At 41.4% G+C, this 21,392-nt stretch carries 23 protein-coding genes; 5 read left to right on the top strand and 18 right to left on the bottom strand.

Translation table 11 applies throughout. The features are described from left to right. Positions 1-4: 4 nt before the first annotated feature. The 5 genes from PHN32_05400 to PHN32_05420 form a co-directional block, all read right to left on the bottom strand. Positions 5-889, bottom strand: a complete 885-nt coding sequence (locus PHN32_05400; GenBank protein MDD3777022.1) for a sugar phosphate isomerase/epimerase — start codon at positions 887-889, stop codon at positions 5-7. Between the two features lie 47 nt (positions 890-936). Further along, positions 937-2,130: a hypothetical protein gene (locus PHN32_05405; protein MDD3777023.1), complete on the bottom strand. Its 1,194-nt coding sequence runs from the start codon at positions 2,128-2,130 to the stop codon at positions 937-939. Positions 2,131-2,171: 41 nt separating this feature from the next. Next, on the bottom strand, positions 2,172-3,026 hold the full coding sequence (locus PHN32_05410) for a sugar phosphate isomerase/epimerase (GenBank protein ID MDD3777024.1): 855 nt from the start codon (positions 3,024-3,026) through the stop codon (positions 2,172-2,174). 27 nt (positions 3,027-3,053) lie between these two features. Then, a complete protein-coding gene (locus tag PHN32_05415; GenBank protein MDD3777025.1) occupies positions 3,054-4,253 on the bottom strand; it encodes a Gfo/Idh/MocA family oxidoreductase in 1,200 nt (399 codons plus the stop codon). Between the two features lie 259 nt (positions 4,254-4,512). Beyond that, positions 4,513-5,355, bottom strand: coding sequence for a sugar phosphate isomerase/epimerase (locus PHN32_05420; protein MDD3777026.1), 843 nt, complete (start codon positions 5,353-5,355; stop codon positions 4,513-4,515). Positions 5,356-5,825: 470 nt separating this feature from the next. Here PHN32_05420 and PHN32_05425 point away from each other — a divergent pair, with 470 nt between their 5' ends. Further along, positions 5,826-6,272: a DUF3795 domain-containing protein gene (locus PHN32_05425; protein MDD3777027.1), complete on the top strand. Its 447-nt coding sequence runs from the start codon at positions 5,826-5,828 to the stop codon at positions 6,270-6,272. A gap of 84 nt (positions 6,273-6,356) precedes the next feature. Next, entirely contained in the window at positions 6,357-6,764 is a 408-nt protein-coding gene (locus tag PHN32_05430; protein ID MDD3777028.1) for a hypothetical protein, read from the top strand. 786 nt (positions 6,765-7,550) lie between these two features. Here PHN32_05430 and PHN32_05435 read toward each other — a convergent pair. The 3 genes from PHN32_05435 to PHN32_05445 all read right to left on the bottom strand — a co-directional run bounded on the left by PHN32_05435 (position 7,551) and on the right by PHN32_05445 (position 10,401). Beyond that, positions 7,551-8,606, bottom strand: coding sequence for a LacI family DNA-binding transcriptional regulator (locus tag PHN32_05435; protein ID MDD3777029.1), 1,056 nt, complete (start codon positions 8,604-8,606; stop codon positions 7,551-7,553). Between the two features lie 220 nt (positions 8,607-8,826). Beyond that, positions 8,827-9,759, bottom strand: coding sequence for a sugar phosphate isomerase/epimerase (locus PHN32_05440; GenBank protein MDD3777030.1), 933 nt, complete (start codon positions 9,757-9,759; stop codon positions 8,827-8,829). A gap of 216 nt (positions 9,760-9,975) precedes the next feature. Next, the gene (locus PHN32_05445; GenBank protein ID MDD3777031.1) at positions 9,976-10,401 is read right to left on the bottom strand and encodes a pyridoxamine 5'-phosphate oxidase family protein; all 426 of its coding nucleotides are present in this window, start codon (positions 10,399-10,401) and stop codon (positions 9,976-9,978) included. A 113-nt stretch (positions 10,402-10,514) separates the two neighbouring features. Between PHN32_05445 and PHN32_05450 the strand changes: the two genes are divergently transcribed. Next, positions 10,515-10,664, top strand: a complete 150-nt coding sequence (locus PHN32_05450) for a hypothetical protein (protein ID MDD3777032.1) — start codon at positions 10,515-10,517, stop codon at positions 10,662-10,664. 70 nt (positions 10,665-10,734) lie between these two features. On the opposite strand, the gene PHN32_05455 is transcribed toward PHN32_05450, so the two are convergent. The 4 genes from PHN32_05455 to PHN32_05470 are packed head-to-tail and all read right to left on the bottom strand — an operon-like array spanning position 10,735 to position 14,199. After that, complete coding sequence (locus PHN32_05455; GenBank protein ID MDD3777033.1) at positions 10,735-11,580, bottom strand: alpha/beta hydrolase; 846 nt, start codon at positions 11,578-11,580, stop codon at positions 10,735-10,737. Continuing rightward, positions 11,577-12,608, bottom strand: a complete 1,032-nt coding sequence (locus PHN32_05460) for a D-cysteine desulfhydrase family protein (GenBank protein ID MDD3777034.1) — start codon at positions 12,606-12,608, stop codon at positions 11,577-11,579. The genes PHN32_05455 and PHN32_05460 overlap by 4 nt, the downstream gene beginning before the upstream one ends. Then, positions 12,608-13,426, bottom strand: a complete 819-nt coding sequence (locus PHN32_05465) for an ion transporter (protein ID MDD3777035.1) — start codon at positions 13,424-13,426, stop codon at positions 12,608-12,610. The genes PHN32_05460 and PHN32_05465 overlap by 1 nt, the downstream gene beginning before the upstream one ends. Positions 13,427-13,458: 32 nt before the next feature. Next, positions 13,459-14,199: a YhfC family glutamic-type intramembrane protease gene (locus tag PHN32_05470; protein MDD3777036.1), complete on the bottom strand. Its 741-nt coding sequence runs from the start codon at positions 14,197-14,199 to the stop codon at positions 13,459-13,461. Positions 14,200-14,445: 246 nt separating this feature from the next. On the opposite strand from PHN32_05470, the gene PHN32_05475 reads away from it, so the two are divergent. Then, entirely contained in the window at positions 14,446-15,441 is a 996-nt protein-coding gene (locus PHN32_05475; protein MDD3777037.1) for an SDR family oxidoreductase, read from the top strand. On the opposite strand, the gene PHN32_05480 is transcribed toward PHN32_05475, so the two are convergent. From PHN32_05480 to PHN32_05495, 4 genes are all read right to left on the bottom strand, one after another. Continuing rightward, positions 15,413-15,691 (bottom strand): 2TM domain-containing protein, encoded by a 279-nt coding sequence (locus PHN32_05480; GenBank protein ID MDD3777038.1) that lies wholly within the window; start codon positions 15,689-15,691, stop codon positions 15,413-15,415. The genes PHN32_05475 and PHN32_05480 overlap by 29 nt on opposite strands. An 11-nt stretch (positions 15,692-15,702) precedes the next feature. Beyond that, positions 15,703-17,478 (bottom strand): diguanylate cyclase, encoded by a 1,776-nt coding sequence (locus PHN32_05485; GenBank protein ID MDD3777039.1) that lies wholly within the window; start codon positions 17,476-17,478, stop codon positions 15,703-15,705. 88 nt (positions 17,479-17,566) lie between these two features. After that, positions 17,567-18,568: a carbohydrate kinase family protein gene (locus PHN32_05490; protein MDD3777040.1), complete on the bottom strand. Its 1,002-nt coding sequence runs from the start codon at positions 18,566-18,568 to the stop codon at positions 17,567-17,569. 2 nt (positions 18,569-18,570) lie between these two features. Further along, positions 18,571-19,470 (bottom strand): FAD-dependent oxidoreductase, encoded by a 900-nt coding sequence (locus tag PHN32_05495; GenBank protein MDD3777041.1) that lies wholly within the window; start codon positions 19,468-19,470, stop codon positions 18,571-18,573. 114 nt (positions 19,471-19,584) lie between these two features. Here PHN32_05495 and PHN32_05500 point away from each other — a divergent pair, with 114 nt between their 5' ends. Beyond that, positions 19,585-19,938, top strand: a complete 354-nt coding sequence (locus PHN32_05500; GenBank protein MDD3777042.1) for a hypothetical protein — start codon at positions 19,585-19,587, stop codon at positions 19,936-19,938. On the opposite strand, the gene PHN32_05505 is transcribed toward PHN32_05500, so the two are convergent. After that, complete coding sequence (locus PHN32_05505) at positions 19,935-20,615, bottom strand: hypothetical protein (protein MDD3777043.1); 681 nt, start codon at positions 20,613-20,615, stop codon at positions 19,935-19,937. The genes PHN32_05500 and PHN32_05505 overlap by 4 nt on opposite strands. 66 nt (positions 20,616-20,681) lie before the next feature. Then, the gene (locus PHN32_05510; protein MDD3777044.1) at positions 20,682-21,053 is read right to left on the bottom strand and encodes a polymer-forming cytoskeletal protein; all 372 of its coding nucleotides are present in this window, start codon (positions 21,051-21,053) and stop codon (positions 20,682-20,684) included. Between the last annotated feature and the right edge of the window lie 339 nt (positions 21,054-21,392).

The raw sequence follows: 21,392 nt of genomic DNA on the forward strand, positions 1-21,392 counted from the left end.
TCCCTTATCCGTATTTCTTAATTAACATATCCAGATATTCTTTGTTTTCCTTGGTTACGTCCATAGCATTTGGCCAGAAACATAAGTCAATAGCCCACCACTCATCATCATAACCGGCTTCCAGTATGGCTGGTATGATTTTATCAAAGTCCAGTACCCCTGTTCCTAAAGGAGCGTGGGTGGAAGTATCATCATCATGCAAAGTTTCGTCAGAATCTATTAAATGTATATGCCCTATTTTTCCAGTAAGCATATGGGCAAACTGAACCACTCCACCGGGAAGTGTTTCTTTTGGGCCCAGCTGCCTGGCCCCAACTACCGCGCACATATGGGCATGGCAGGAATCAAACATTATGCTGAAATTAGGGTGGTCCACCTTGTATACCATCCTGACCACCTCGCTGGGCTTGTTAAACAGAAAGCCTGGCTCAAATTCCCAAACCAGCTTAACGCCCTGGTCCTGGCAAATTTGAGCTGAATCTCTCCATACATCCGCTACTTTCGCAAAACAGGCCTCGTAATCCATGCCTCCCGGAATCTCAGTAGGAGGATCTACAGTATCCACTCTCAGTTTAGGTATATCCAGGTCTTTACATATCTCCAGATTGGACTTAACTGCCTCCAGGTATTCCTCCTTGGTAGAAGTGGCTGGTGAAGGATAGGGAGCTGCCAGCCCGGAAACTCCTAAACCATATTTATCCAGCAATGCTTTTACCTCTGCTCTTTTCTCCTTGGTATTGGACTCCAAATGAGGCGGGAAAGCAGCCATCTCGATACCGTCAAAATTTAGTTCCTTTAATCTTTTTAAAACCTCTTCAAAGGGTACAGGATCTTCTTTATAGCCTCCCCATATATATGCCCATCCCCCTATTGATGTTTTTTTTGCCATGTCTATGCTCCTTTCTAAATATTTACTTTCTTGAACCTGAAAATTAACTAGCTTTTATATTTCTTGAGCTGGGGCGCATCTGTATTGATGTCCGGCCCAAAGAACTTGATAATTTTTAGATCCGTTTTTCCCGTATTTTTAACCGTAATGGGCTTAACCGCCCTATCGCCGGATATCAGCAGTTCATCATACTCAAAATTTTCACCTTCCACTTTATGGCCATCAAAGGTGCCTTCGCCCCTCCATACCAGTATGCTGAACACTCCTTTTTCCGTAAAGGTAAAGCTCTGGCCCGGTTCAATCACCATTTTCTTTCCTGAAAACTTGCTGGTGCCATAATAAATCCAGTATTCCCTGCCGCCTGGCTGCTTGGACTGTTCTACCTCTATATTGGCCAAGTGATGGTTTTCATAGAAATAGGGGTCCCCATTGGCAGGCCAGTCAATCAGTTCCAGGGCTGCCCTTTCTTCCTTTTCCCTTTTATTCTTTTCGCTAATGTCTTTGTAAAGAAGGTCCTTGGATATAATTTTACCTGCATTTAAAGCCTGCAGCATGGCCATTACATCAGAGTCCTCCTGCAGTTCGAGGGTTAATGCAGTTCCAGGGGCATGAAGTATTCCAGAAGGGAGGAAAAAGCCTTCCCCCGCAACATTAAGATAAGCCCTGGAATGCTGCAGGATAAGATCATCTTTCCATTCTTCCAGGTAAGGAAGCAGGATGTCGTATTTCTTCTGTTCATGAATATAAGGGTGCACCCCAAAGAAAGTCTCCGGATGGGGTCCCATGTCTACATCTTCTAGAAAATAATAGGCTTCATCCTTGGAATTTCTGCCCACCAGGCTGGCATGTTGAGTCATGGGGTGTATGTGATAATGAATCCTGGTCCCAAAATCATAAATTTTGGCCAACCTGTCCAAACCTTTATGGGTTTTAGCGTAATCCTTTCCCATGATAAGGTCACCTGCCTGGTCAACCGCATCTTTAAGGGTGATATCCAGGCCTTCAATCTTTAAATAGCTTAACCCCTCATCCTCGGGGCCTACTGCATTATCAGCATGGGTAACTGAAGCCAGCCACCTTTCACAGATAAAGCCTCTTTCTCCTACATCATACTCTTCTTCCTTTAAACCAAGCCTCTTCCCAGGAGGCAAAAAATCCCTGGCTACCCATGCCGGGTTTAGTTTTAACACTCCTGAATTTTTTTCAAGTTCCTTTTCTACTATATTCCTTATATCCGTCACCTATACCTCCAATAAACTAATTATTCAACATTTGGTGAATGCTAACCAAGTAAGCCTTTCAAAAATCTAAGACCTTTTTGAGCCAGCACAATATCGCTTTCCTCAGTCTGCCTCCAAATGGAAGCAGCCTTAGCTATTACCTTGTTCTCCGGGGTAAATGATTCTATAACTACCCATTTGTCATAGCTTATCCTTCTTAAAGCATCAGCAATAGATTTCCAGTGGACCTGCCCTGTCCCTGGAGCACCCCGGTCATTTTCACTGGCATGGAACATGTACAGCAAATCTTTGCCGGCATCCAATACTGCCATAGCCGAATTCTTTTCTTCTACAGACATATGGAAAGAATCCAGGTGTATCTTTAACCGGTCGCTGCCAACATCCTTACACATCCTAACTGCATCTTTGCAGATATTTATAAAGTCGGTCTCAAACCGGTTCAAGGGTTCAATAGCTATATACACTCCATATTCTTCTGCCCACTGGCATGCTTTGCCTAAGTTTTCCACAACTGTCGCCCACTGGACTTTCCTTTCTTCTTCCGGCACCATTGACGCTCTTCCTACAGCTGAATAAACCGGCCCCACCAAGGTTTCCCCACCTAATTCAGCACAAGCTTCCAGGCAATCCCTTATATAGCTTAAGCCGTTCTCAATATGTTCCTTATTAGGGCCTCTTATGTCCCTGTCTTCCCCAAACAATCCACAGATAGAAGAACAAACCAGGCCATTATCTTCAAGCACTTTTCTGGTTTTGGCATAATCCAAATCGCCTTTCTTTTCCAGGGCGATCTCCACCCCGTCAAATCCTATTTCCTTGAATGTAGGCGCGAGTTTTTTTATGTGCTCATCTTCAACTGTTCCCGTGTAGAGCAGGGTATTAATTCCAAATTTCATTTATACCTCCCCATTTGTATTGGACCTTTAATAGTTTATTTTCTCTTTCTTGCCAGTCTTGGCTGACTTTAGCATGGCATCGCAAATAACGGCATTCCTGTAACCATCCTCAAAATTAGCAACATGGGGATCCATGCCGCCTTTGCCCATTACGGCCTTAACCATATTATAGGCAATATGCACAAAGGTGTTCTCCCAGCCAATGATATGACCGTGCGGCCACCATTTATCATAATAAGGATGATAGGATTCAGTCACATTAATGCAGTGGAAGCCCCTGGTATCCTCCGGCTGCTCGTCTTTCCAGTAAACCCAAAGATTGTTCATATTCTCCAGATCCCACCAAATGCTCCCGTTTTCACCATTTACTTCAATAACATTATAATTTTTTCTTCCATGGCAGAACCTGGAAGCTTCTATGGTCCCGATAGCTCCGTTTTCAAACTCTACCACTGAAGCAATAGCATCATCCACATCCACTTTGGTCATCTTGCAGGTAGCCTCATCTTTTCTTTCGGAAATAAAGGTTTTGCTGGAAGCCATTACGGAAGCAAACTCACCGCAAAGGAAACGGCCCAAGTCTATAATATGGGAACCAAGGTCGCCTAAAGCCCCGCTGCCGCAAACATCCTTGCTCAGGCGCCAAACCATGGGAAATTCAGTATCGGCAATCCACTCCTGCAGGTATTTAGCCCTGAAATGATAGATCTTTCCCAGTTTTCCATCTTCTATTAGTTTCTTGGCCAGAAGTATGGCCGGCACCATCCTGTAATTATAGCAGCAGATGTTCTCCACCTTATACTGGTTAACCGCATCCAGCATTCTTTTGGCTTCCTGGGCATTTACAGCCAAAGGTTTCTCGCAAATAACATGCTTGCCTGCTTTAGCCGCTTCAATACAAGGCTCTGGGTGCATATAGTTGGGGGTTAGGTTTTCTACTATCTGGATTCTGTCATCATTAATTACATCCCTCCAGTCAGTACTGTAATCAGCATAACCGTATCTTCTGGCAGATTCTTTTAAGCTTTCCTCATTTCGGCCACAAATCTTTACCAGTTTAGGTATGGCATCAGGAGGCCAAAAAATATAAGGCATCTGTTTCCAGCCATTGGTATGGGCTTTGCCCATAAAAGCGTGGCCTATCACCCCTATACCTACCTCTGGAATATCATCCATACCTTTCTCGGAAGACATTGAAACAAAACCTACTTTTTTTTCTTCAGCCATAAAGCACCCCTTTTAAATAATTTAATTTAATCGTTTAAGTCATATTACTATAAGACAAAATGCTTTAAAAACTTGTATTTGCCTCTTTTTTTGATATATCTTTTTTAGCAAAAAGATTTAAAACTAATTAAATAATACCAAATATATAAATTAATTATAATAATAAAAACACTACAGGTAAAGAAAAGTGATATTTGAATAAATTAACCGCAATTAATTTACCCGTAATATTTTTTTGACTGCAATTTCCAGGCGTTTTCTATATTCCGCAGGACCTTAGGAATTCCACACTTTTCTTAAGCATGACTTCATCTCCTACTATTTCCAGGGTTGAGTTTTCGATATCCTGGTCCTTTAGTTCCTGGCAAACCCCTTTTATGTCTATTACTCCATCCCCCATGGCTATAGTGGAAAAACCGGCACCAAACTGCTTACCCCTTCTGGGTATCCAATCTTCTCCCAAATCCTTCCAATGTATATGGTGAATTTTATCCTTAAATTTTTTAGCCACATCAACCGGGTTAGTTCCACCCAGCCAGGTATTGCCGGTATCCAGGTTAAGGCCCAGGGCGGGAGCATCGTCTAGCAGCTCAAAAATCTTGGCCAGGCCCTCAATAGTATCGGTTACCGGACCATGGTTTTCCACCAATATCCTTACTCCATAATCTTCAGCCATCCTTACCGGCTCATAGAGTTTTTCTGCTATTATGAAAGTCCTCTGCTCAAAACTTAATTTTTCAGCCCATTGGGTATGGGGCTCATTTTCGGTAGTGATTACATCTTTGACTCCCAGAGCAGCCGCAATTTTTATGGCTTTCATAATTTCTGCCGTACTATAACGGCTGGGCTTGGAAGGATCAAGGAGATTAGCATGGGCACAAACCGTAGATATTTTTATTCCATATTTATCAAACATCCTTTTTATATCGAAAGGATTGTCATCCAGGCTTACCGTGGGGCTAAAGCCTGCTGTTCCCAGCATGCTTCCCCCTGCATTAGTATCAGTAATATCAGCGCAAGTAAAGCCCATCTCTTTGGCTGCCTTTAGTTGGTCTTCCACACTGGCAAAGGGTTTGATTAACAAAAATAGTCCGATATTCATAATACCTCTCTTCCTTATAGATAATAGTTTAGCAATGATTGGTGGTTTAATTTTTTAAAAGGTGCTTGCCTCACTTTCATGAAAGATAGATAAAGCGGGTAACCAGGTTTTGTCTTTTTGAATTTTTACTGATGCTGTTACGCTTTTCATTGGTTTTTAAGGCTTCATATAATTTTGCTTATACGCTTAAACCACTTAATAAGGATTATGGCATATTATAATCAGATTACAATACCAAATAGATTTAGCATCAATTTGCCAAGCTGAAATAGCTTAAACCGGTTATGGGTAATATTTACATGAAACCACAGCTAAAATTATGGAAAATAGTTATTCTATATAGACAAAGCATGCAAGTTGGAATTACAATACTATTAAATCTTTTATCGGCTGTACTTCACTATTGACATAGGGTTTGCTAATCATTGGATATATTAAGCATATTTGAGTATCGGGGGGAATGGCTTATTATGAAAGAAAACCTCATTGCACCCTGCGGTATGAACTGCAGCTTGTGCATTGCTTATATTTTTATGCAAAAGGACCTAAACCAACATGGATTTCATCGGCAATATTGTCCCGGCTGCATTCCCCGTAAAAAGAACTGTACCTATATGGGACATAAATGTGAATCACTAAAAAAAGGAAGTATCAGGTTTTGCTTTGAATGTGAAGATTTTCCCTGCAAGAGCTTAAAAGCATTAGATAAGCGCTACCGTACCAAATACCACATGAGCATGATCGAAAATCTTCAATCAATTAATGAACACGGCCTGCAAAGTTTTTTAAAAAAGGAAGCAAAAAAATGGCAGTGCCCGGAGTGCGGGGGAGTAATATGCTGCCATAACGGATTGTGTTTAAATTGTGACCTGGATAAATTGCTTCAGAATAAGAAGTACCGATGGAATGAGGGTTAGACTCTTGGAATCACTAAACACTTATATAAAGGAATATAGGATACAGCTAAAAAAGGGAACATCCAGAAAGCTTATAAGGGCATTATGGCATTCATGTCAGGACTAAAAAACTACATGGAAAAGAAGTACTCGGAATATGCTTCAAGCGCACTTTATTATGGATATATGGATATGACCTATTTTGCATTTACCCCTTTAGAATTAAAGAAGAAAAATCTAAAAATTGCTGTCGTTTATTTACATGAACAGAACAGGTTTGAAGTCTGGCTGGGAGGCAGCAACAGAAAGGTTCAGGCTGAGTATATTGAGAAACTGAGACATATAGATACCGGAGACTATAAACTATCACGAATTAACCCGGGTGTTGATTCGATTATTGAATTGCAGATTATTGAACAGCCTAATTTCGACCGGGTAGAAGATTTGATGCAAAAAATTGAAAGTAAGACAATTGAATTTGCAAAAAATATCCTTTCAATTTTAAACGAATGATGGGTGAGCTATTCCATGGAAATAAGACAGTATATGAAAAACAAAATGAAGACAAGTTGCTGAAACTGATTAAGAATGAAGGTTTGAATTGGAAACGACATCAATATTAACCGCTCAACTGTATGGCTAAAATCCATGCTGAGAACAAAACACTGCCTTTGTGGGAAAGGCTAAAAAGTGTGTGTTTTTGAGGCTTTAAGAGAGTTTGTAAAACTAAATTTTGACATCAATTCTGGTATCTGTATTTAGCCTAAATATCAAATGTTGAGACAGTGATATTGATAACGAAGAAAGGCTGATATGGGCTTTTTGCTTGGATTGTGGCAGCTCGGTTTGTACTAAAATCCCCATTGCAGAAAATGTCGATAAAGGATTGTGGTAAGAGATAAATTTGAATTCGAGGTGGTGTAAATAATGATTGCAAAGGTAAATCTTAAAGAACAAGCACATAGTTCAAATAATCTATTTGAATATAAGGGGGTCGGTTCATTTAATAATCATATGATGAATGTCTTGCAAGTAGAGAATAGAACTTGGGAGTTTAATTTAAATCTGATAAATGCAAAGATATGATTATCCCTATGATAAATATACCTTGCTTTGAGCGTGAGGCCTAAAAAATTACTTCATTATCAAGACCAAAATTACCGGCTATTAAACCAGCAAAGTATTTACCCTGCTGGCCTGACAGACCAATATTAGAGATACCAGGGCTATTTCCTAATAGAGCCTAATATTATTATAGGGGATACCGATAACCTGGACCGGTCGGTAAGTATGACTTGCCTACATATTGTCTATACTGGCAGGAGCAGAATCCCTGATTACCAGATCGGGTTCCAGCAGCAATTTTTTCTCAATATCTGTTTCCTGCTTTATGGTTTTCAGCAGGGTTTTAACCCCCTGAATACTCATGGTCCTAATGGGTTGATTGATGGTGGTCAAGCTAGGGCTTAATACACTGGAGAAAGTAATATTATCATAACCTATAACTGCTATATCCTGGGGTATCCTAATTCCCATTTCATTCAACCTTTTAATGATTCCAAAGGCTATTTGGTCATTGGAAGCAAAAATACCTTTTGGTTTGGCTTTGGATAATATCTGTTTGGTGGCCCTATAGCCCAATTCAATTTTTTCATAAGCATTTTTCTCATCAGCTATATAAACCATATCTGGATTGACATTAAGCCCGAACCCCATCATGGCGGTGAGAAACCCCTGATACCTTTCCCTTAGGGAATAGCAGTATAGCGGTTCACTGCAATAGGCAATATCTTTAATACCCAGGGAAACAAAATGCTTTATGGCTAAAAAGCTCCCCTTTATATTATTTACCAGTATGCTGGGAGCACCCCGGTCGACCTCAGTTACCTCATCGTCTATAGCTACAAATTGGATATTGTAATTTTGAAGTTTCTTATAGCAGTCCCGGTTGGTAAGGCCGTAGCACACTATTACCCCTGCTACTTTCTGCTGTATAAGGGAAATTGTATACCAATCCTCGATGTTGGGATCATGCATGGTATAGCCGATAAAAATAAAGTAGCCCCGTTCCCTGGTTAATTTTTCAGCATATTTAATAATCTCATTGTAATAATTATTCATAACGTCAGGAACCAATATGCCTATTATATTGGTTTTCCTTTTCTTGAGATTACGGGCTACCATATTAGGAATGTATCCCAAGTCATCCGCGGCTTCCAGGACTTTCTTCCTAACTGCTTCAGAAATACCCTCGGTATTGTTTATGACATAGGAAACGGTAGCCTGCGATACTCCCGCAATACGAGCTATTTCTTTCATGGTAGGAGCACTACCGTTGCCGCTTTTAATAGTCAATGCTTTATACCTTCTTTAATGGATTGGCATCTGCCTGTCTAAATCCAAACATATGCTTGTTTTCTAAGACTGCAAAACATCCTAATAAGTTTCAGCAGCCATGCCCAACAACGCAATAGCAGAATAATAAGCTATTGTAAAGCTTAATGTCTTAAATGGCAAAATAAGATAAGACCTGGCAGAAACTTTATAATTTATGTAACAGCCAGTTTTTATACCCTTATTTTTTCAAAGCATCATCAAATGCGCCAGAAGCAGGATTTATATCTATATCTTTGACAAACTGGTAAGCTTCTGAAGCTCCCCTTATCCTGTCCATGCCTGAGTCTTCCCATTCCACAGACAGAGGGCCGTCATAACCTATGTCATTTAATTCCCTGATGATAGATCCAAAGTCCACATCCCCCCTGCCGGGTGAACGGAAGTTCCAGCCCCTGGTAGGCTTGCCAAACTCAATGTGGGAACCCAGTATGCCGGTAAGACCATCCAGGGTTACCGAAGCATCCTTGATATGGACATGGTATACCCTGTCCGGAAGTTCCCTGATCATGAGGTGGGGAGTGATACCCTGCCACAATAGATGGCTGGGGTCAAAGTTCATCCCTAATGTTTTTCTGTAATCAAAGGCTTCCAGAAGCTTAACAAAGCTGTAGTAATCATAGGCTATCTCAGTAGGATGGACTTCCAGGGCAAATACTATTCCTTTTTGGTCCATCTTATCAAATAAGGGTGTCCATCTTTCTACTATGGTCCTATAGCCTTCATCTACCATCTCCTGGCTGGTCTGAGGAAAGGAATACCAGTAATTCCAGATGGGGGAACCTGTAAATCCAGATATGATTTTAATGCCAAGATTTTCTGCTGCCTGTATTACGTAACCAACTTCTTCTATGGCCCATTTTCTCATAGCTTCTGGATTATCAGCTACAGAAGCGGGGGCAAAACCGTTATGCCTTTTATCAAATACATCCCCTACCAGCTGGCCGCAAAGGTGGGCGCTTATAGCCCAGGCACCCAGATTATATTTTTTCAGGGTATCTTTTATCATATTTACATAATCCTGGTCTTCAGCTGCTTTTCGGGGATCTACATGGTTGCCCCAAGTAGCCAGCTCCAATCCTTCATATCCCATCTCCGCTGCAGTTTTACACATTTCTTCAAAGGGCAAGTCTGCCCATTGTCCGGTAAAAATTGTTACTGGTCTCACTTTGTACCCCTTTATTTAGATTATAATTTTTTACTTATACCTATAAATAGACAGCTATCAATAAACAGGCTTACGGTTAAATGATTTTTTAATAGCTGCTAATTAAATATTAATATTGTTTTTTTTTATTTGCAAGCTATAAGCATTTGGCCACTGGCATACTTAAAATTTCAGCTGGTAAACTTCCTGGAAATGGGTGACCAGGTAATAGGTAACTACGGTTACCTTTATTAATACTGTAGAAGCCTGGGCCATAAAGTCCCTTAACTGGGGATGCCTGGCTTCCAGCAGCCGGTAATTAAAACTATCCTTTTTATCCAGGGTTCCAGCCTCGCCCATAGCGGTAACTGCTGAAGCCAAATAAAAATCATCTGCATAGTTTTGCCGGTCATCTATAAGCAGGGATACTATTTTATTCTCAGAAAGATACTCATATTTCCGGGAATCTGAACCCACCGCAAATACCAGGTAGCTTAAATCTGGAGCAGCAGCAAAAGCCACCAGGCTGGTATAGGGATAGTCCCTGGTATGGGTGGCCAATACTGCCAGGCCCTGTCCCCTGAGCAGTTCCTTTATTTTAGCTTTCACTTGTTTTTGATTGAGCATGATTTATTATTATAGGATAAAATGGTTAAAAATATATATATTTTAAGCTTAAATGTTATAATTATTACTATAAGCAATTTGAAAGGTGATAAGCTATGGCTAAAGAAGTAAAAAGTGATGAAATGTTTTGCCCTGAATGTGGCGCTGCTATAAAAAAAGGGTTTATGACCTGTTCCAATTGTAAGCTAAAGGTAAGACTAACCGAAGAGATAAATAAAAAGCAGGAAGAACAGGGAGAAAAATAAGGCGCTGATACCGGTTAACTTTCTACAAAGCCATTAATTAAACCCCAGCTTGTTCCTGGCCGTCTTTGGCCTATTTTCCTAATTTATTAGCTTTACAATTTTCAATTAGGCCTATAAATTTTTCTATACTTTTGCGGTAACGTTCTGCTGAGATTAGATACCCATTGCTATGGGTTCCGGCTATGGTAACCAGCTCTTTTTCTGATTCTATGGCCTGGTAAAGCTTTAGGGCATGATGGTAGGGTATATAACCGTCCTGTTTGCTATGCATCAATAACACCGGACATTTCACTTTGGCCACAGATTTTAAGGTGTTATAGTCAAATTGTAAAAACCTTCTAACCGGTAGGCTGGGATAAAGATGTTTTCCCATATCTTTCATAGAGGTAAAGGTGGAATCCAGCACCAAGCCGCCAGGCGTAAATACAGCAGCCAATTCCGCTGCTATGGGACCTCCCAATGACCGGCCGAATATAATGATTTTATCCAGACCTAAACCCCGGTCCCCAGTCAAATAGCTTAAGGCGGCCATGCCGTCTCTGTAAGTGCCTTTTTCACTGGGCAGGCCCTGGCTTCTGCCATACCCCCGGTAATCAATTATAAATACATTAAGCCCTACCTGGTTAAAAATTTTAATAAGCTCCAGCCTGTGGGATATATTTCCCCCATTCCCATGGAAAACTAATATAGTCTTATCTCCCGGTCCTGGTATCCACCACCCATTAAGCCTTATTTTAGGCTCAGAATAGAAATATATATCTTCATATTTGAGCCCGGCGCTGGCCGGGGTACCTATGATATCAGCAGAAGGATGATAGATGTGGCTGGCCTGGGTTAGGAATTTAGAAATAGCATAAGCTGCATAAGCTATGGCGGCCAAAGCAGCTATTATAATTAAAACTTTTAAGGTGGTCATTTTGTAAAATAATCATGATAAGCAAACAAGGCAGGAAAGCCCCCGCTATGTAAAAATACTATATTGCTTTTAGCCCTAAATTTCTTTTTTTCAGCCAGGTCCAGCAGCCCCGCCATAGCCTTGGATGTATATACCGGATCTAAAAAAATCCCCTGCTTTTGGGCCAGTAGCTTAATAGCTTTCAAGGCCGCCTGGTTAGGCTTGCCGTAACCCGGCTGCCAGTAATCATCTATAATATTTACATCGCTGCTTGCTATGTCTATGTCCTGGCCTATCAAGGCAGCAGTCTGCCTGGCCCTATCCGCTATTTCAGATGATGCCTGGGATTGATTGCCGGTAACACTTATACCTATTACCCTAATTTTAGTTTTCATGTCCCTGTTAATCAATGCAGCCCCTGCCAATAAGCCGCAGTAAGTACCGGTGGTACCCACCGCAGTAACCACATAATCAAGCCGAATGCTCCTATTTTGGCATTGTTCAAATAATTCCAGAAACCCCAGCACATAACCCAGTGAGCCCAGGGGGGTGTAGCCCCCGACAGGTATAATATAGGTTTTCTCCCCTAACAGCCCGGCTGGAATGCTGGCTATCAATACATCCGACAACTGTTTAATATTCTGGGGTCCGCCGGGAGTAAAGGGGGCTGGTTTTACTGGATCTACATATATCATCCTTGCTCCCAATATATGGTTAAGCAGTGAATTACCCTGGATTTGTCCCTTTTGGGAGGAAGAAACAATTATTACCGGCTCCAACCCCAGGCTCCGGCAGGCTATGGCTGTTTCCCGGCTATGATTAGACTGCTCAGCCCCAAAGGTTATCACCCTCTGGGCAGAATTAGCCATAGCTTCAGCCATAAAAAACTCCAATTTCCTGACCTTGTTGCCACCCAGCATATCATCCCTTTTTATCCATAGTTTATAGTTTTGGGGGCCAGGGCCCAGCCGGGATAACTCTTGCAGCAAAGTAGGATAGCTGCCCAGGGGGACACGGGGTATATTTTTTATGTTTTGTTGATAATCCATCAATCTTCCTGTTTAAATTGCTGGCCGCAATGGGGGCACTTTATGGGCCCCTTTTTCTTTTCATTAACAATCTCTACCAAACCTGAGCTTAATATGCCTGCAGGAATTGCAAAAAGCCCTACCCCTAAAAATGCTACTGTGGCACTAAGCAGCTTACCCCAGATTGTAACCGGTTTTAATCCAAAATCAATAGGCGTTACTGCCGAGATGCCCCACCACATGGCCTGGGGTATACTGCCAAAATTATCCGGCTGGGCCCTGCTCTCTATCTGGTACATCAAGCTGGAGACTATTATTAATAATAGGAATATAATGAACATGGCCATGGCTAGCTCCGCTCTTTTCCTTTTAAATACCTTCCCCAAGATATTGATAGATTCAAAGTAACGGCTGAATTTAAAAATCCTAAACAGCCTTATAAGCCTCATTATCCTCAAGAACCTAAGGTCTACATGGATCACGAAGGGCAGGTAGAAAGGCAAGACTGCTAACAGGTCTATCACCGCCAGGGGAGTAAATATAAATTTTATTCTGCCTCTTACCTTACCCTTAAAAGCGGGGTTAATATTAGATACCCATAACCTTAGCAGGTATTCCATGGTAAATATTGTTACCGAAAAAATCTCAAAATACCTAAAAACCTGATAATAACTGCTGGCTATGCTGATTACCGAATTAAGCACAATAGCGATAAGGTTTAAAGTTATAATGGCTATCAGAAATATATCAAATGCCATTCCCAGCTTATCTGTAGGCTCGGCTTTTTCCAGAATTTGATATAGCCTCTGTTTTATATTCTTGTATCTTTCCGAACCCATTTAATTTTTATCTTTTATTGGCTATTTCTCTATTACCAGGGCCTGGTATCAGCATCCTCAGCTTTTTTAGGCCTCATCATTATTATAAATATGATACTGGCCAAAGCAAACACAAATACTACTGCTTCAGCTATTAATGTAGAAAACTTATAATTGGCATAAACTGCCAAAAAATCTAACAGCAGGTGAACTACAAAAGCCACAGCTATATAATAATATCTTTTTTGAATAAAGGCCTGCACGATTAGAATGGAAAGAAAAATTTGAACCGTTATTGCAAAAATCCTTTCCAAGGCTCCCACCAGGGGCATATACCAGGCAATGCCTGCATACATTTGCTCTATACCCGGCACCAGCTGGGGCAAAAACCTATATACCACATAATTAGCCAGGCTGCTAAACCCCACCAGGATCATGGCTTCTCCTCCTCCGCCATGGCCAATCCCATACATCAAGCCTTTATGGTAAGTCCTATTCTTTATGATTAAACCCAGTCCTATAACCCTTACCCCTTCCTCAAATAAGGCCGCCGTAAAAGAGGCAAACAGGCCGGAAAGAACTATAAAGGTTTCCATGGTGAATCTTTGATTAAGCCATAGAGATACCCAGCTATTCAGTGGTATGCGTATCAGGGATAATAAAAATAAGCCAATTCCTAAAAAGAATATGGCCCAGGATACCCTGTATTTTTTCCAGATCCATATTGCTAATGCTATAGGGAGGCCAATCTCTATTAATATTGCCACTATGGAAGCAAGGTCAAACCAATCCATTTTTCTTCCTTTCCTTTAAAAAATTACTAAAATTATAATGCTGTCTATACTGCCTTTACAAGCATAAAAGTCTATTTACATTAATATTAAATTTGTCTAATTGGCTAAAAGCCATTAAAATCATTTTCAGTAAGTTAAGGCATGCTATGGGGGCAAGGCCGCTAGACCTTGCGGTATCAGTTTGGTTAACGGTGAAGCCCGCTATAGAATTAAATAATTTCTAGACAGGAAGGTAAACCAATCAATATGGATTTGGTAACCGGTGCCACCGGCCACTTGGGAAACGTCCTAGTAAGGGAACTCCTGGCTGCTGGGAAAAAAGTGAGGGTGCTGTTGAGGCCAGAATCAAAACATCAGTGCCTGGATAACCTGGAACTGGAAAAATTCTACGGAGACATAACCAGCCTGGATTCAGTCATATCTGCCTGCCGTAATGTGGAAAATGTATACCATACTGCAGCGGAGATATCCATTATGCCTGGCCGCAGCCAACGCCTTTCTATGGTAAACTTGCAGGGAACTAAAAACATTATTGAAGCTTGCCGTATTAACCAGGTAAAGAGGCTTCTTTATACCAGCTCCATCCATGCCCTGGCAGAAACAACTGCAGGTATAGTTATTGATGAAAATACTTGTTTTGACCCCCATAATCCCAGAGGTGCTTATGACCGGACTAAAGCAGCTGCCAGCCTGGAAGTTTTAAAGGCTTCCGGCAATGGCCTTGAGGCCATGGTGCTATGCCCCACTGCATTTATTGGACCTTATGATTACAAGATCTCTTTTTTGGGCCAATTCTTTTTAGATTATGCTAAAGGAAACTATAGGTTTATGCTTAATGGAGCTTATGATTGTGTCGACGTAAGGGATGTGGCCAGGGGCCACATTTCAGCGGCTGCCCTTGGCAGGCCGGGACAGGTATACCTGTTGTCAGGGCACTGGGTAGATATGAAGCAGATGACCCAGATGTTGGAAACAATTACCGGAATAAAGCCTCCCCGGTTTTGGCTGGGCAAGGGGCTGGCTGGCATTATTTCCTACCTGAGCACTTTATATCATTTTTTATCCCGCTCCAAACCCCAATTTACCCGATATTCATGGTGTACCATAAACAGCAATTTTCAGATTTCCAACCAGAAAGCCAGGAAAGAGTTGAATTATTATCCCCGGCCCTTGGCTGATTCCTTAAAAGATACAGTCAGCTGGTACTTAAGCCTTACTGGTCCTTATCCTGAAGCTCCATGAGTTCCTTAATCTTTTTCTGCTCCCATTCCTGGCCGGGAAATCGGGAAAAAACAAACACTCCCATGGCATGCCAGAATATTCCTATTCCCCAGAACAGGGTTACCCAGTAAAACCATAAGTCACGGGGGCTGGTTACTAGATTTATTATTAGCAAAGTAAGGTTAACCCCCAAATAAGCAAACAGGTGCCCGTAGAACCCCTTTATTTCTTCCACTCTTTTCTTAGCTTGCTTATATTTTTCCTCGTCCATTTCTATCCTCCTTAATTACTGGATATTATATTTATAAACTTTTCTACCAAATTAGGATCAAACTGTATTCCTGAATATTTTCGTAACTGCCCCAAGGCCTGTTTATGGCTGAGTGCTTTGCGGTAGGGCCGTCCTTTTACCATGGCATCATAGGCATCAATTATTGCTATGGCCCTGGCCATAAGGGGTATTTCTTCCCCCTTTAACCTTTGAGGGGAACCGCTTCCATCCCACCATTCATGATGGGACAATATGGCATCAGCTAGATTTAACAGCTGCGGGGTGGGTTCGGAAATTCGGTATCCTGTTTCGGGATGTTTTTTTATTACCTCCCATTCTGAACTGCTTAGTTTATCCCTTTTATTTAATATGCTTACCGGTACAGTTATCTTGCCTATATCATAGATGCCCGCCAGCATTTTTAGGTCTTTGACCTTGTGTTCCGGTAAATCCATGCTCCGCCCGAATTCTGCAGCCAGGTTTTCTAAAAACCTAATATGCTGTACCGATTGCCTACTCTTCTGCCTCAATTTATCCAGTAAAGAATCCAGTATGCCGCCATAGACACTTTTTCTTTCCATCACTTTTTGGGCATACATATTGCTTTCAGCTTTTTTTAATGTGGCAGCGATGCTTTCCTTGGGGATTGATTTAGTAGCAGCGCCTATAGATATGCTTAAGCTTATCTCTCCGCTTTCCATGTTTTTGCATGCCTTCTGGACCCTATTCATCAGCCGCTCTGCTGCTGCCGGGCTAAAGCGGGGAAGCAGTATAGCAAATTCGTCTCCGCCCCACCTGGCAATTATGTCCTCTTTGCGGCAGCTGGTTAATAGGACTTCTGCCGCCTGCTGCAATAGCCGGTCCCCTGCCTTATGGCCAAAAGCATCATTGGTTAGCTTTAAGCCATTTAAGTCTGCTATGATTATGGTAAGGGGGAGCTGCCTTGATGTGTTCAGCCTTTTTAGCTCTTCTTCAAAATATTGGCGGTTATAGAGCCCGGTAAGCATATCCTTAAATCCATAACTGCTTTCTTCCAGGTGTTTGTGGTTTACCTCTACTGCGGTGATTATTATATGTTTCTGGTTATCGGAAATATGCAGCCTGCATTTGGCTTCAATATTTATAAGGTGCCCATCCCTGGCTGTAGTGAGCAGGCCCAAACTGACGGTTTTCCCCCTTGGCAGCCACCGAACCAGGTCTGCACAGGACTGGGGCATATGTGGGAAAAGAATCCTGCTGAAATCAAGGCCTTTCATTTGGTATTTGGTGTACCCGTAAGCATCACAGGCAGCCTGATTGGCTTCTATTATTTTTGTATTTCCCGTTTCTAGAAGACCTAATACCCAAACATAAACAGGTATTTGGTCCAATAGGGCAGTATATCTTTTTTTTAACTGATTTAATTGCCGGCGGTCTGTAATATCGGTTATAGCCAATAGTAACACATCTTGGCTTAATTTTTGGATAATGGGGTTTACCTTCAAATACAGCTGCTGGTTTTCTTTACCTGAACCCCTATTAAGAGTTAAAGCCACTGCCTTCTGGCTTTCTAAGGCTTTGGTTATTAATTTTTCCAGCTGCCTCAATTGGCTTTTAGAAAACAGGTTCAATTGGGCTATAGATTTGCCCTTTACCCCAGACAGTGTATAACCGCACTGCCTGGCAAATTCTTTATTGCCTTCAATAATATTTCCTTTACTGTCAATTATTGCAGCCGGAGTTAAGCTTTTTTTAAACAGGGTTTGGTAATCTATTTCATATTTATGGCCAGATTTTAGTATGCTCATCTATTTCTTGAAGTATTATATTTATATAATGATTTAATTATATTACTAATAAGGGTAAAAAATAAGGGGGTTCTAACCTATGGATAAATTAATGCAGGGGCCCTGTTATGTCTACCTGGGGAGGGTTTTTTAATATTTCCTGCTCCGCTTCCTTAAAACTTAACAGCTTCCTTTTAGCTCCCTTATACTTTAATACCGATTGAGAATTAGCCAGTGCAATCTTTAGGCTTTTTTCCACGTTGCATCCATGGATAATACCGGCCAAAAAGGAGCTGGCAAAACTGTCCCCGGCTCCAGTTACTTCCACTATCCTTATATCCTGGGGGTAGATTACATAATAGATATTGTGTTCATCCAAGCAATGGGCCGGTTTTGGGCCATCAGTAATTATTACTGTCCGGGGTCCGGTTTTTCTTAATTTTTTTAGCTTATCCAGTGGTTTGCCCTGGCCTACCAGATAAGTTGCTTCTTCCTGGTTAAGCACCAGTATATGGGTATTATCCATAACAGGTGCCAGGTATTCAATGCCTTTTTCGGCCAGGTAGCTGCTGGGGTTAAACACCACCTTGATTTGGTTATCACGGGCATAAAGGGCCAAGCGCTTTAAGGCTTCAAATGACTTGCCCATCATAGTGCATATGTAAAACCATTTGGCTTTTAGGCAGCCGATATCCAGCTGGTCAAAGTCCAGGTTATCATTAACCCCTTTATAAGCCAGTACCGTTCTTTTGCGTTCAATACTGTCCAATATTATGGAGTAGCCGGTTTTTTCATGCTCCAGCTCAGATCTTGAACCCAAAAAATCCACTCCCTCCCGGTTAAGCTCCTCTATTATCTTATGGGCATTATCATCGGCTCCCAGCTTACCTACATAACCTACCGACAATCCCATCCTGGCCAGAGCTACGGCGGTGTTAATGCCTCCTCCCCCTGTATCAAAATCCAGCTCATTTATAAGCAGCTTGGAACCAGAAGGGTAAGAAATATAGCACTCTTCTCCCTCCAGGGTTTTTATGCATATGGATTCAGAACGGTCGGTGTAGGCAAATACATCCAGGGTGTTGGAACCTATGGTTATAACATCATACATATTTAAAGATTATTCAAGTACTCATAAGCACTGAGTACTGCGCTGGCTCCCTGCCCAGCAGCGGTTATAATTTGTTTGTAGGGGTAATTGGTACAGTCGCCAGCAGCAAAGATGCCTTCCCTGCTGGTCCTGTTTTTGATGTCCACTATTATTTCCCCTTTGGCGTTAAGCTCCACCATATTTTGGACAAATCCGGTTTGGGGCTGGTAGCCTATATTGATAAATACTCCTTCCACTTCTATATTTTGGACTTTATCTGCTTGTTTATATACCAATCCGTTTACCAGCTCCTTCCCCTTTATTTCCAATATTTGGGCCTTAGTTACAATATCAACCTTGGGACTTTTTTTTATTTTATCTATTAATTTTTGGCTTCCTGTCAATTTTTCTTCCCCGGTTAATACATATACTTGGGAGCATATGCCTTCCAGCTGGATAGCAGCATACAAAGCATGGTTTCCTCCCCCGATTACCGCTACCTTTTTGCCTGAGAACAAAGGAGCGTCGCAAGTAGCGCAATAGCTTATGCCCCTGTTTTTATATTCCTGCTCCCCTTTTGCCCCCAGCTGTTTGGGACTGGCCCCCGTGCTTATAACCACGGCCCGGGAAGAATATTCCTCCTTGCTGGTTTTTACCTTAACCCCTTTGCGGTTAACCGTCAAAGACATTGCTTTTTCTTCCAGGAAGTCAAAATTAAAATGGTTTAGATGCTGGTTAAATTTCTGTACCAGTTCTGCCCCTGATATTTCCTGGAAACCAGTATAATTTTCCACAGAAAGATTATAAATAACCTGGCCTCCCAGGTATTCTGAAAGAACAAGCAGTTTGACGTTCTTCCTGGCCGCATATATGGCTGCGGTTATTCCTGCCGGTCCTGCTCCGATTACTGTTAAATCATACATAACAAATTATCCTTTTTTACCAAACCCCCTAGGTGCATTCAGGGAGTTTACATATCTTTACTACTAGGTTTTAAACTATTAGAATTAAATAAAGGTGTCAACACCACCAGAATTATGAGTAAAACATATTATTATTACCAAAAAGGGAAAAACTGCCTCCAGCAAAAAGACCTGGTTAGGGCAATAATATATCTGGAAAAAGCCATGAAAGCTGAACCGGAAAAAGCTTCCATCAGGGAAGCTTTGGCTATAGCTAGTTACAATCTGGGTTTTTATCCAATGGCCAGGGACCATTTCCGGAAAGCCTTAGAAATAGATGCTGCCAATCATTTTGCCTACTACGGATTGGGGTTATCCCTGGCTAAATTAGGTAAAATAGAGGCAGCCCGGGGACAAATAAGGATAGCAGCTGTAATGGATCCTGACTGCCAGGATTACCATAATGCCTTACAAAAGCTAACCCCCTAGTTTTCCAAATACTGCAGCAGCCTGTATTCCTGCTGGATAGAGCTGACTGCTTTAAGGGTCAGTTTTTCTACATCTTCCAATATGCTATGGCCGGCATCTATATTTAGGGTAAGCCTTATACCCGGAAGTTTGTCCTGTTCCAGTACCGCTAATATGTACTCTGCCATCTCCATGTTAACCAGGCCTAAATTAAAGCTGCATATGTCTTCCCAGATTTCATGGTCAGGCTTAATCTGGGTGCCGCGGGAAGGCAGCCTTTTAAATATATGCAGTTCATAGCTGCCCCCATACGAAGACAGCAGGTCTAAAAACTGGTCTGTTTCATTAGAAATTTTCTGATATAGCCTACCTACCGGTTTGCTGTCCATATAAGAGCCGCCCCTGATGATAGCGTTAAAAGAAAGATGTGTCAGGTCCAGGCTGATTCCCAGGCCGCAGAGCTGAAAATTGGTTCTATCCTCATAGGCCTTTCCCATGCTGTAAAAGGAGCGGGGAACTTCTTCTTTTATGCTAAGGGCTTCATTGCGTTTAAAGGAGAGCCTAATCTGTTCGGGAAGCTGATTGTATACCAGGCCGCCAAACATGGTCATCTTTTGTTTTACCACTCTGCGGTAATCAGAAGACCACTCCAAAAAGAAAATAAAATCCTGCGGGGTAAAACCCTCAAATTTTTCCAAAGTAAAATTCCTGAAAATATTTTAAATTAATATTACCATAGTGGTGTTTATTGATAAATATGAGGTCTATTTAGAATCAGTAATTCTACAGACGTTCCCGTCAAATTTACCGCCCCGGTTAATGATAAGGGAATCAGTTTTGATATTGCCATTTACAACACCGGTTTCCTTTATCTCTACCGTTCCGGTAGCTTCCATGCTTCCCTCATATCTGCCCAAAATTACAGCGTCCGCTGTCTTTACATCAGCGCTTACGAAGCCTTTTTCCGAAATCAGCAGCTGGCCATCCACTTCCAGCTCCCCTAAAACCTCGCAATCAATTTCTATTGATTGTGATATTTTAAGTTTGCCGTCTATTTTGGCTGTATCTCCTTGAATAATTAATAGAGTCCTGTCTTGAGAATCACTTAAATATCCATCACTTGAAAAATCCTGCATTTTTTCCTTCCTGCATAACTGAAATAACTTATAATAATATTATGATATTTTTTTAAAATATAAAATATAATTTTTTTTAGTTATAATTAATTAAGAATATAGGATACTGGTTAGGTATTTTAGCAAATATAAATTATTCATACTAATTTTCGGCCAGGTTTATTGTTTCTAATTTCAGCCAGGTTGCCAGCAAGGCCAGTTTTGTATTATAAAGTAGTTAATATGAAAGAAACCATTAAAATTTTCAGTTCCCGCATAGAGGCTGAGGTAGCTAAAAGCTTTTTAAAAAGTAATGGCATTGAAAGCTATGTATCCTCTGACGACGCCGGCCAGATGTAT

It is taken from the genome of Actinomycetota bacterium (assembly GCA_028698215.1).
Classification (GTDB): Bacteria; Actinomycetota; Humimicrobiia; order Humimicrobiales; family Humimicrobiaceae; genus Halolacustris.

Bases quoted from the DNA above. Each gene is read 5' to 3' on its own strand.
- PHN32_05400 (MDD3777022.1), bottom strand. From the start codon at position 889: ATGGCAAAAAAAACATCAATAGGGGGATGGGCATATATATGGGGAGGC.
- PHN32_05410 (MDD3777024.1), bottom strand. From the start codon at position 3,026: ATGAAATTTGGAATTAATACCCTGCTCTACACGGGAACAGTTGAAGAT.
- PHN32_05415 (MDD3777025.1), bottom strand. From the start codon at position 4,253: ATGGCTGAAGAAAAAAAAGTAGGTTTTGTTTCAATGTCTTCCGAGAAA.
- PHN32_05420 (MDD3777026.1), bottom strand. From the start codon at position 5,355: ATGAATATCGGACTATTTTTGTTAATCAAACCCTTTGCCAGTGTGGAA.
- PHN32_05425 (MDD3777027.1), top strand. From the start codon at position 5,826: ATGAAAGAAAACCTCATTGCACCCTGCGGTATGAACTGCAGCTTGTGC.
- PHN32_05430 (MDD3777028.1), top strand. From the start codon at position 6,357: ATGGCATTCATGTCAGGACTAAAAAACTACATGGAAAAGAAGTACTCG.
- PHN32_05440 (MDD3777030.1), bottom strand. From the start codon at position 9,759: ATGTGTAAAACTGCAGCGGAGATGGGATATGAAGGATTGGAGCTGGCT.
- PHN32_05450 (MDD3777032.1), top strand. From the start codon at position 10,515: ATGGCTAAAGAAGTAAAAAGTGATGAAATGTTTTGCCCTGAATGTGGC.
- PHN32_05455 (MDD3777033.1), bottom strand. From the start codon at position 11,580: ATGACCACCTTAAAAGTTTTAATTATAATAGCTGCTTTGGCCGCCATA.
- PHN32_05460 (MDD3777034.1), bottom strand. From the start codon at position 12,608: ATGGATTATCAACAAAACATAAAAAATATACCCCGTGTCCCCCTGGGC.
- PHN32_05465 (MDD3777035.1), bottom strand. From the start codon at position 13,426: ATGGGTTCGGAAAGATACAAGAATATAAAACAGAGGCTATATCAAATT.
- PHN32_05470 (MDD3777036.1), bottom strand. From the start codon at position 14,199: ATGGATTGGTTTGACCTTGCTTCCATAGTGGCAATATTAATAGAGATT.
- PHN32_05475 (MDD3777037.1), top strand. From the start codon at position 14,446: ATGGATTTGGTAACCGGTGCCACCGGCCACTTGGGAAACGTCCTAGTA.
- PHN32_05480 (MDD3777038.1), bottom strand. From the start codon at position 15,691: ATGGACGAGGAAAAATATAAGCAAGCTAAGAAAAGAGTGGAAGAAATA.
- PHN32_05485 (MDD3777039.1), bottom strand. From the start codon at position 17,478: ATGAGCATACTAAAATCTGGCCATAAATATGAAATAGATTACCAAACC.
- PHN32_05490 (MDD3777040.1), bottom strand. From the start codon at position 18,568: ATGTATGATGTTATAACCATAGGTTCCAACACCCTGGATGTATTTGCC.
- PHN32_05495 (MDD3777041.1), bottom strand. From the start codon at position 19,470: ATGTATGATTTAACAGTAATCGGAGCAGGACCGGCAGGAATAACCGCA.
- PHN32_05500 (MDD3777042.1), top strand. From the start codon at position 19,585: ATGAGTAAAACATATTATTATTACCAAAAAGGGAAAAACTGCCTCCAG.
- PHN32_05510 (MDD3777044.1), bottom strand. From the start codon at position 21,053: ATGCAGGATTTTTCAAGTGATGGATATTTAAGTGATTCTCAAGACAGG.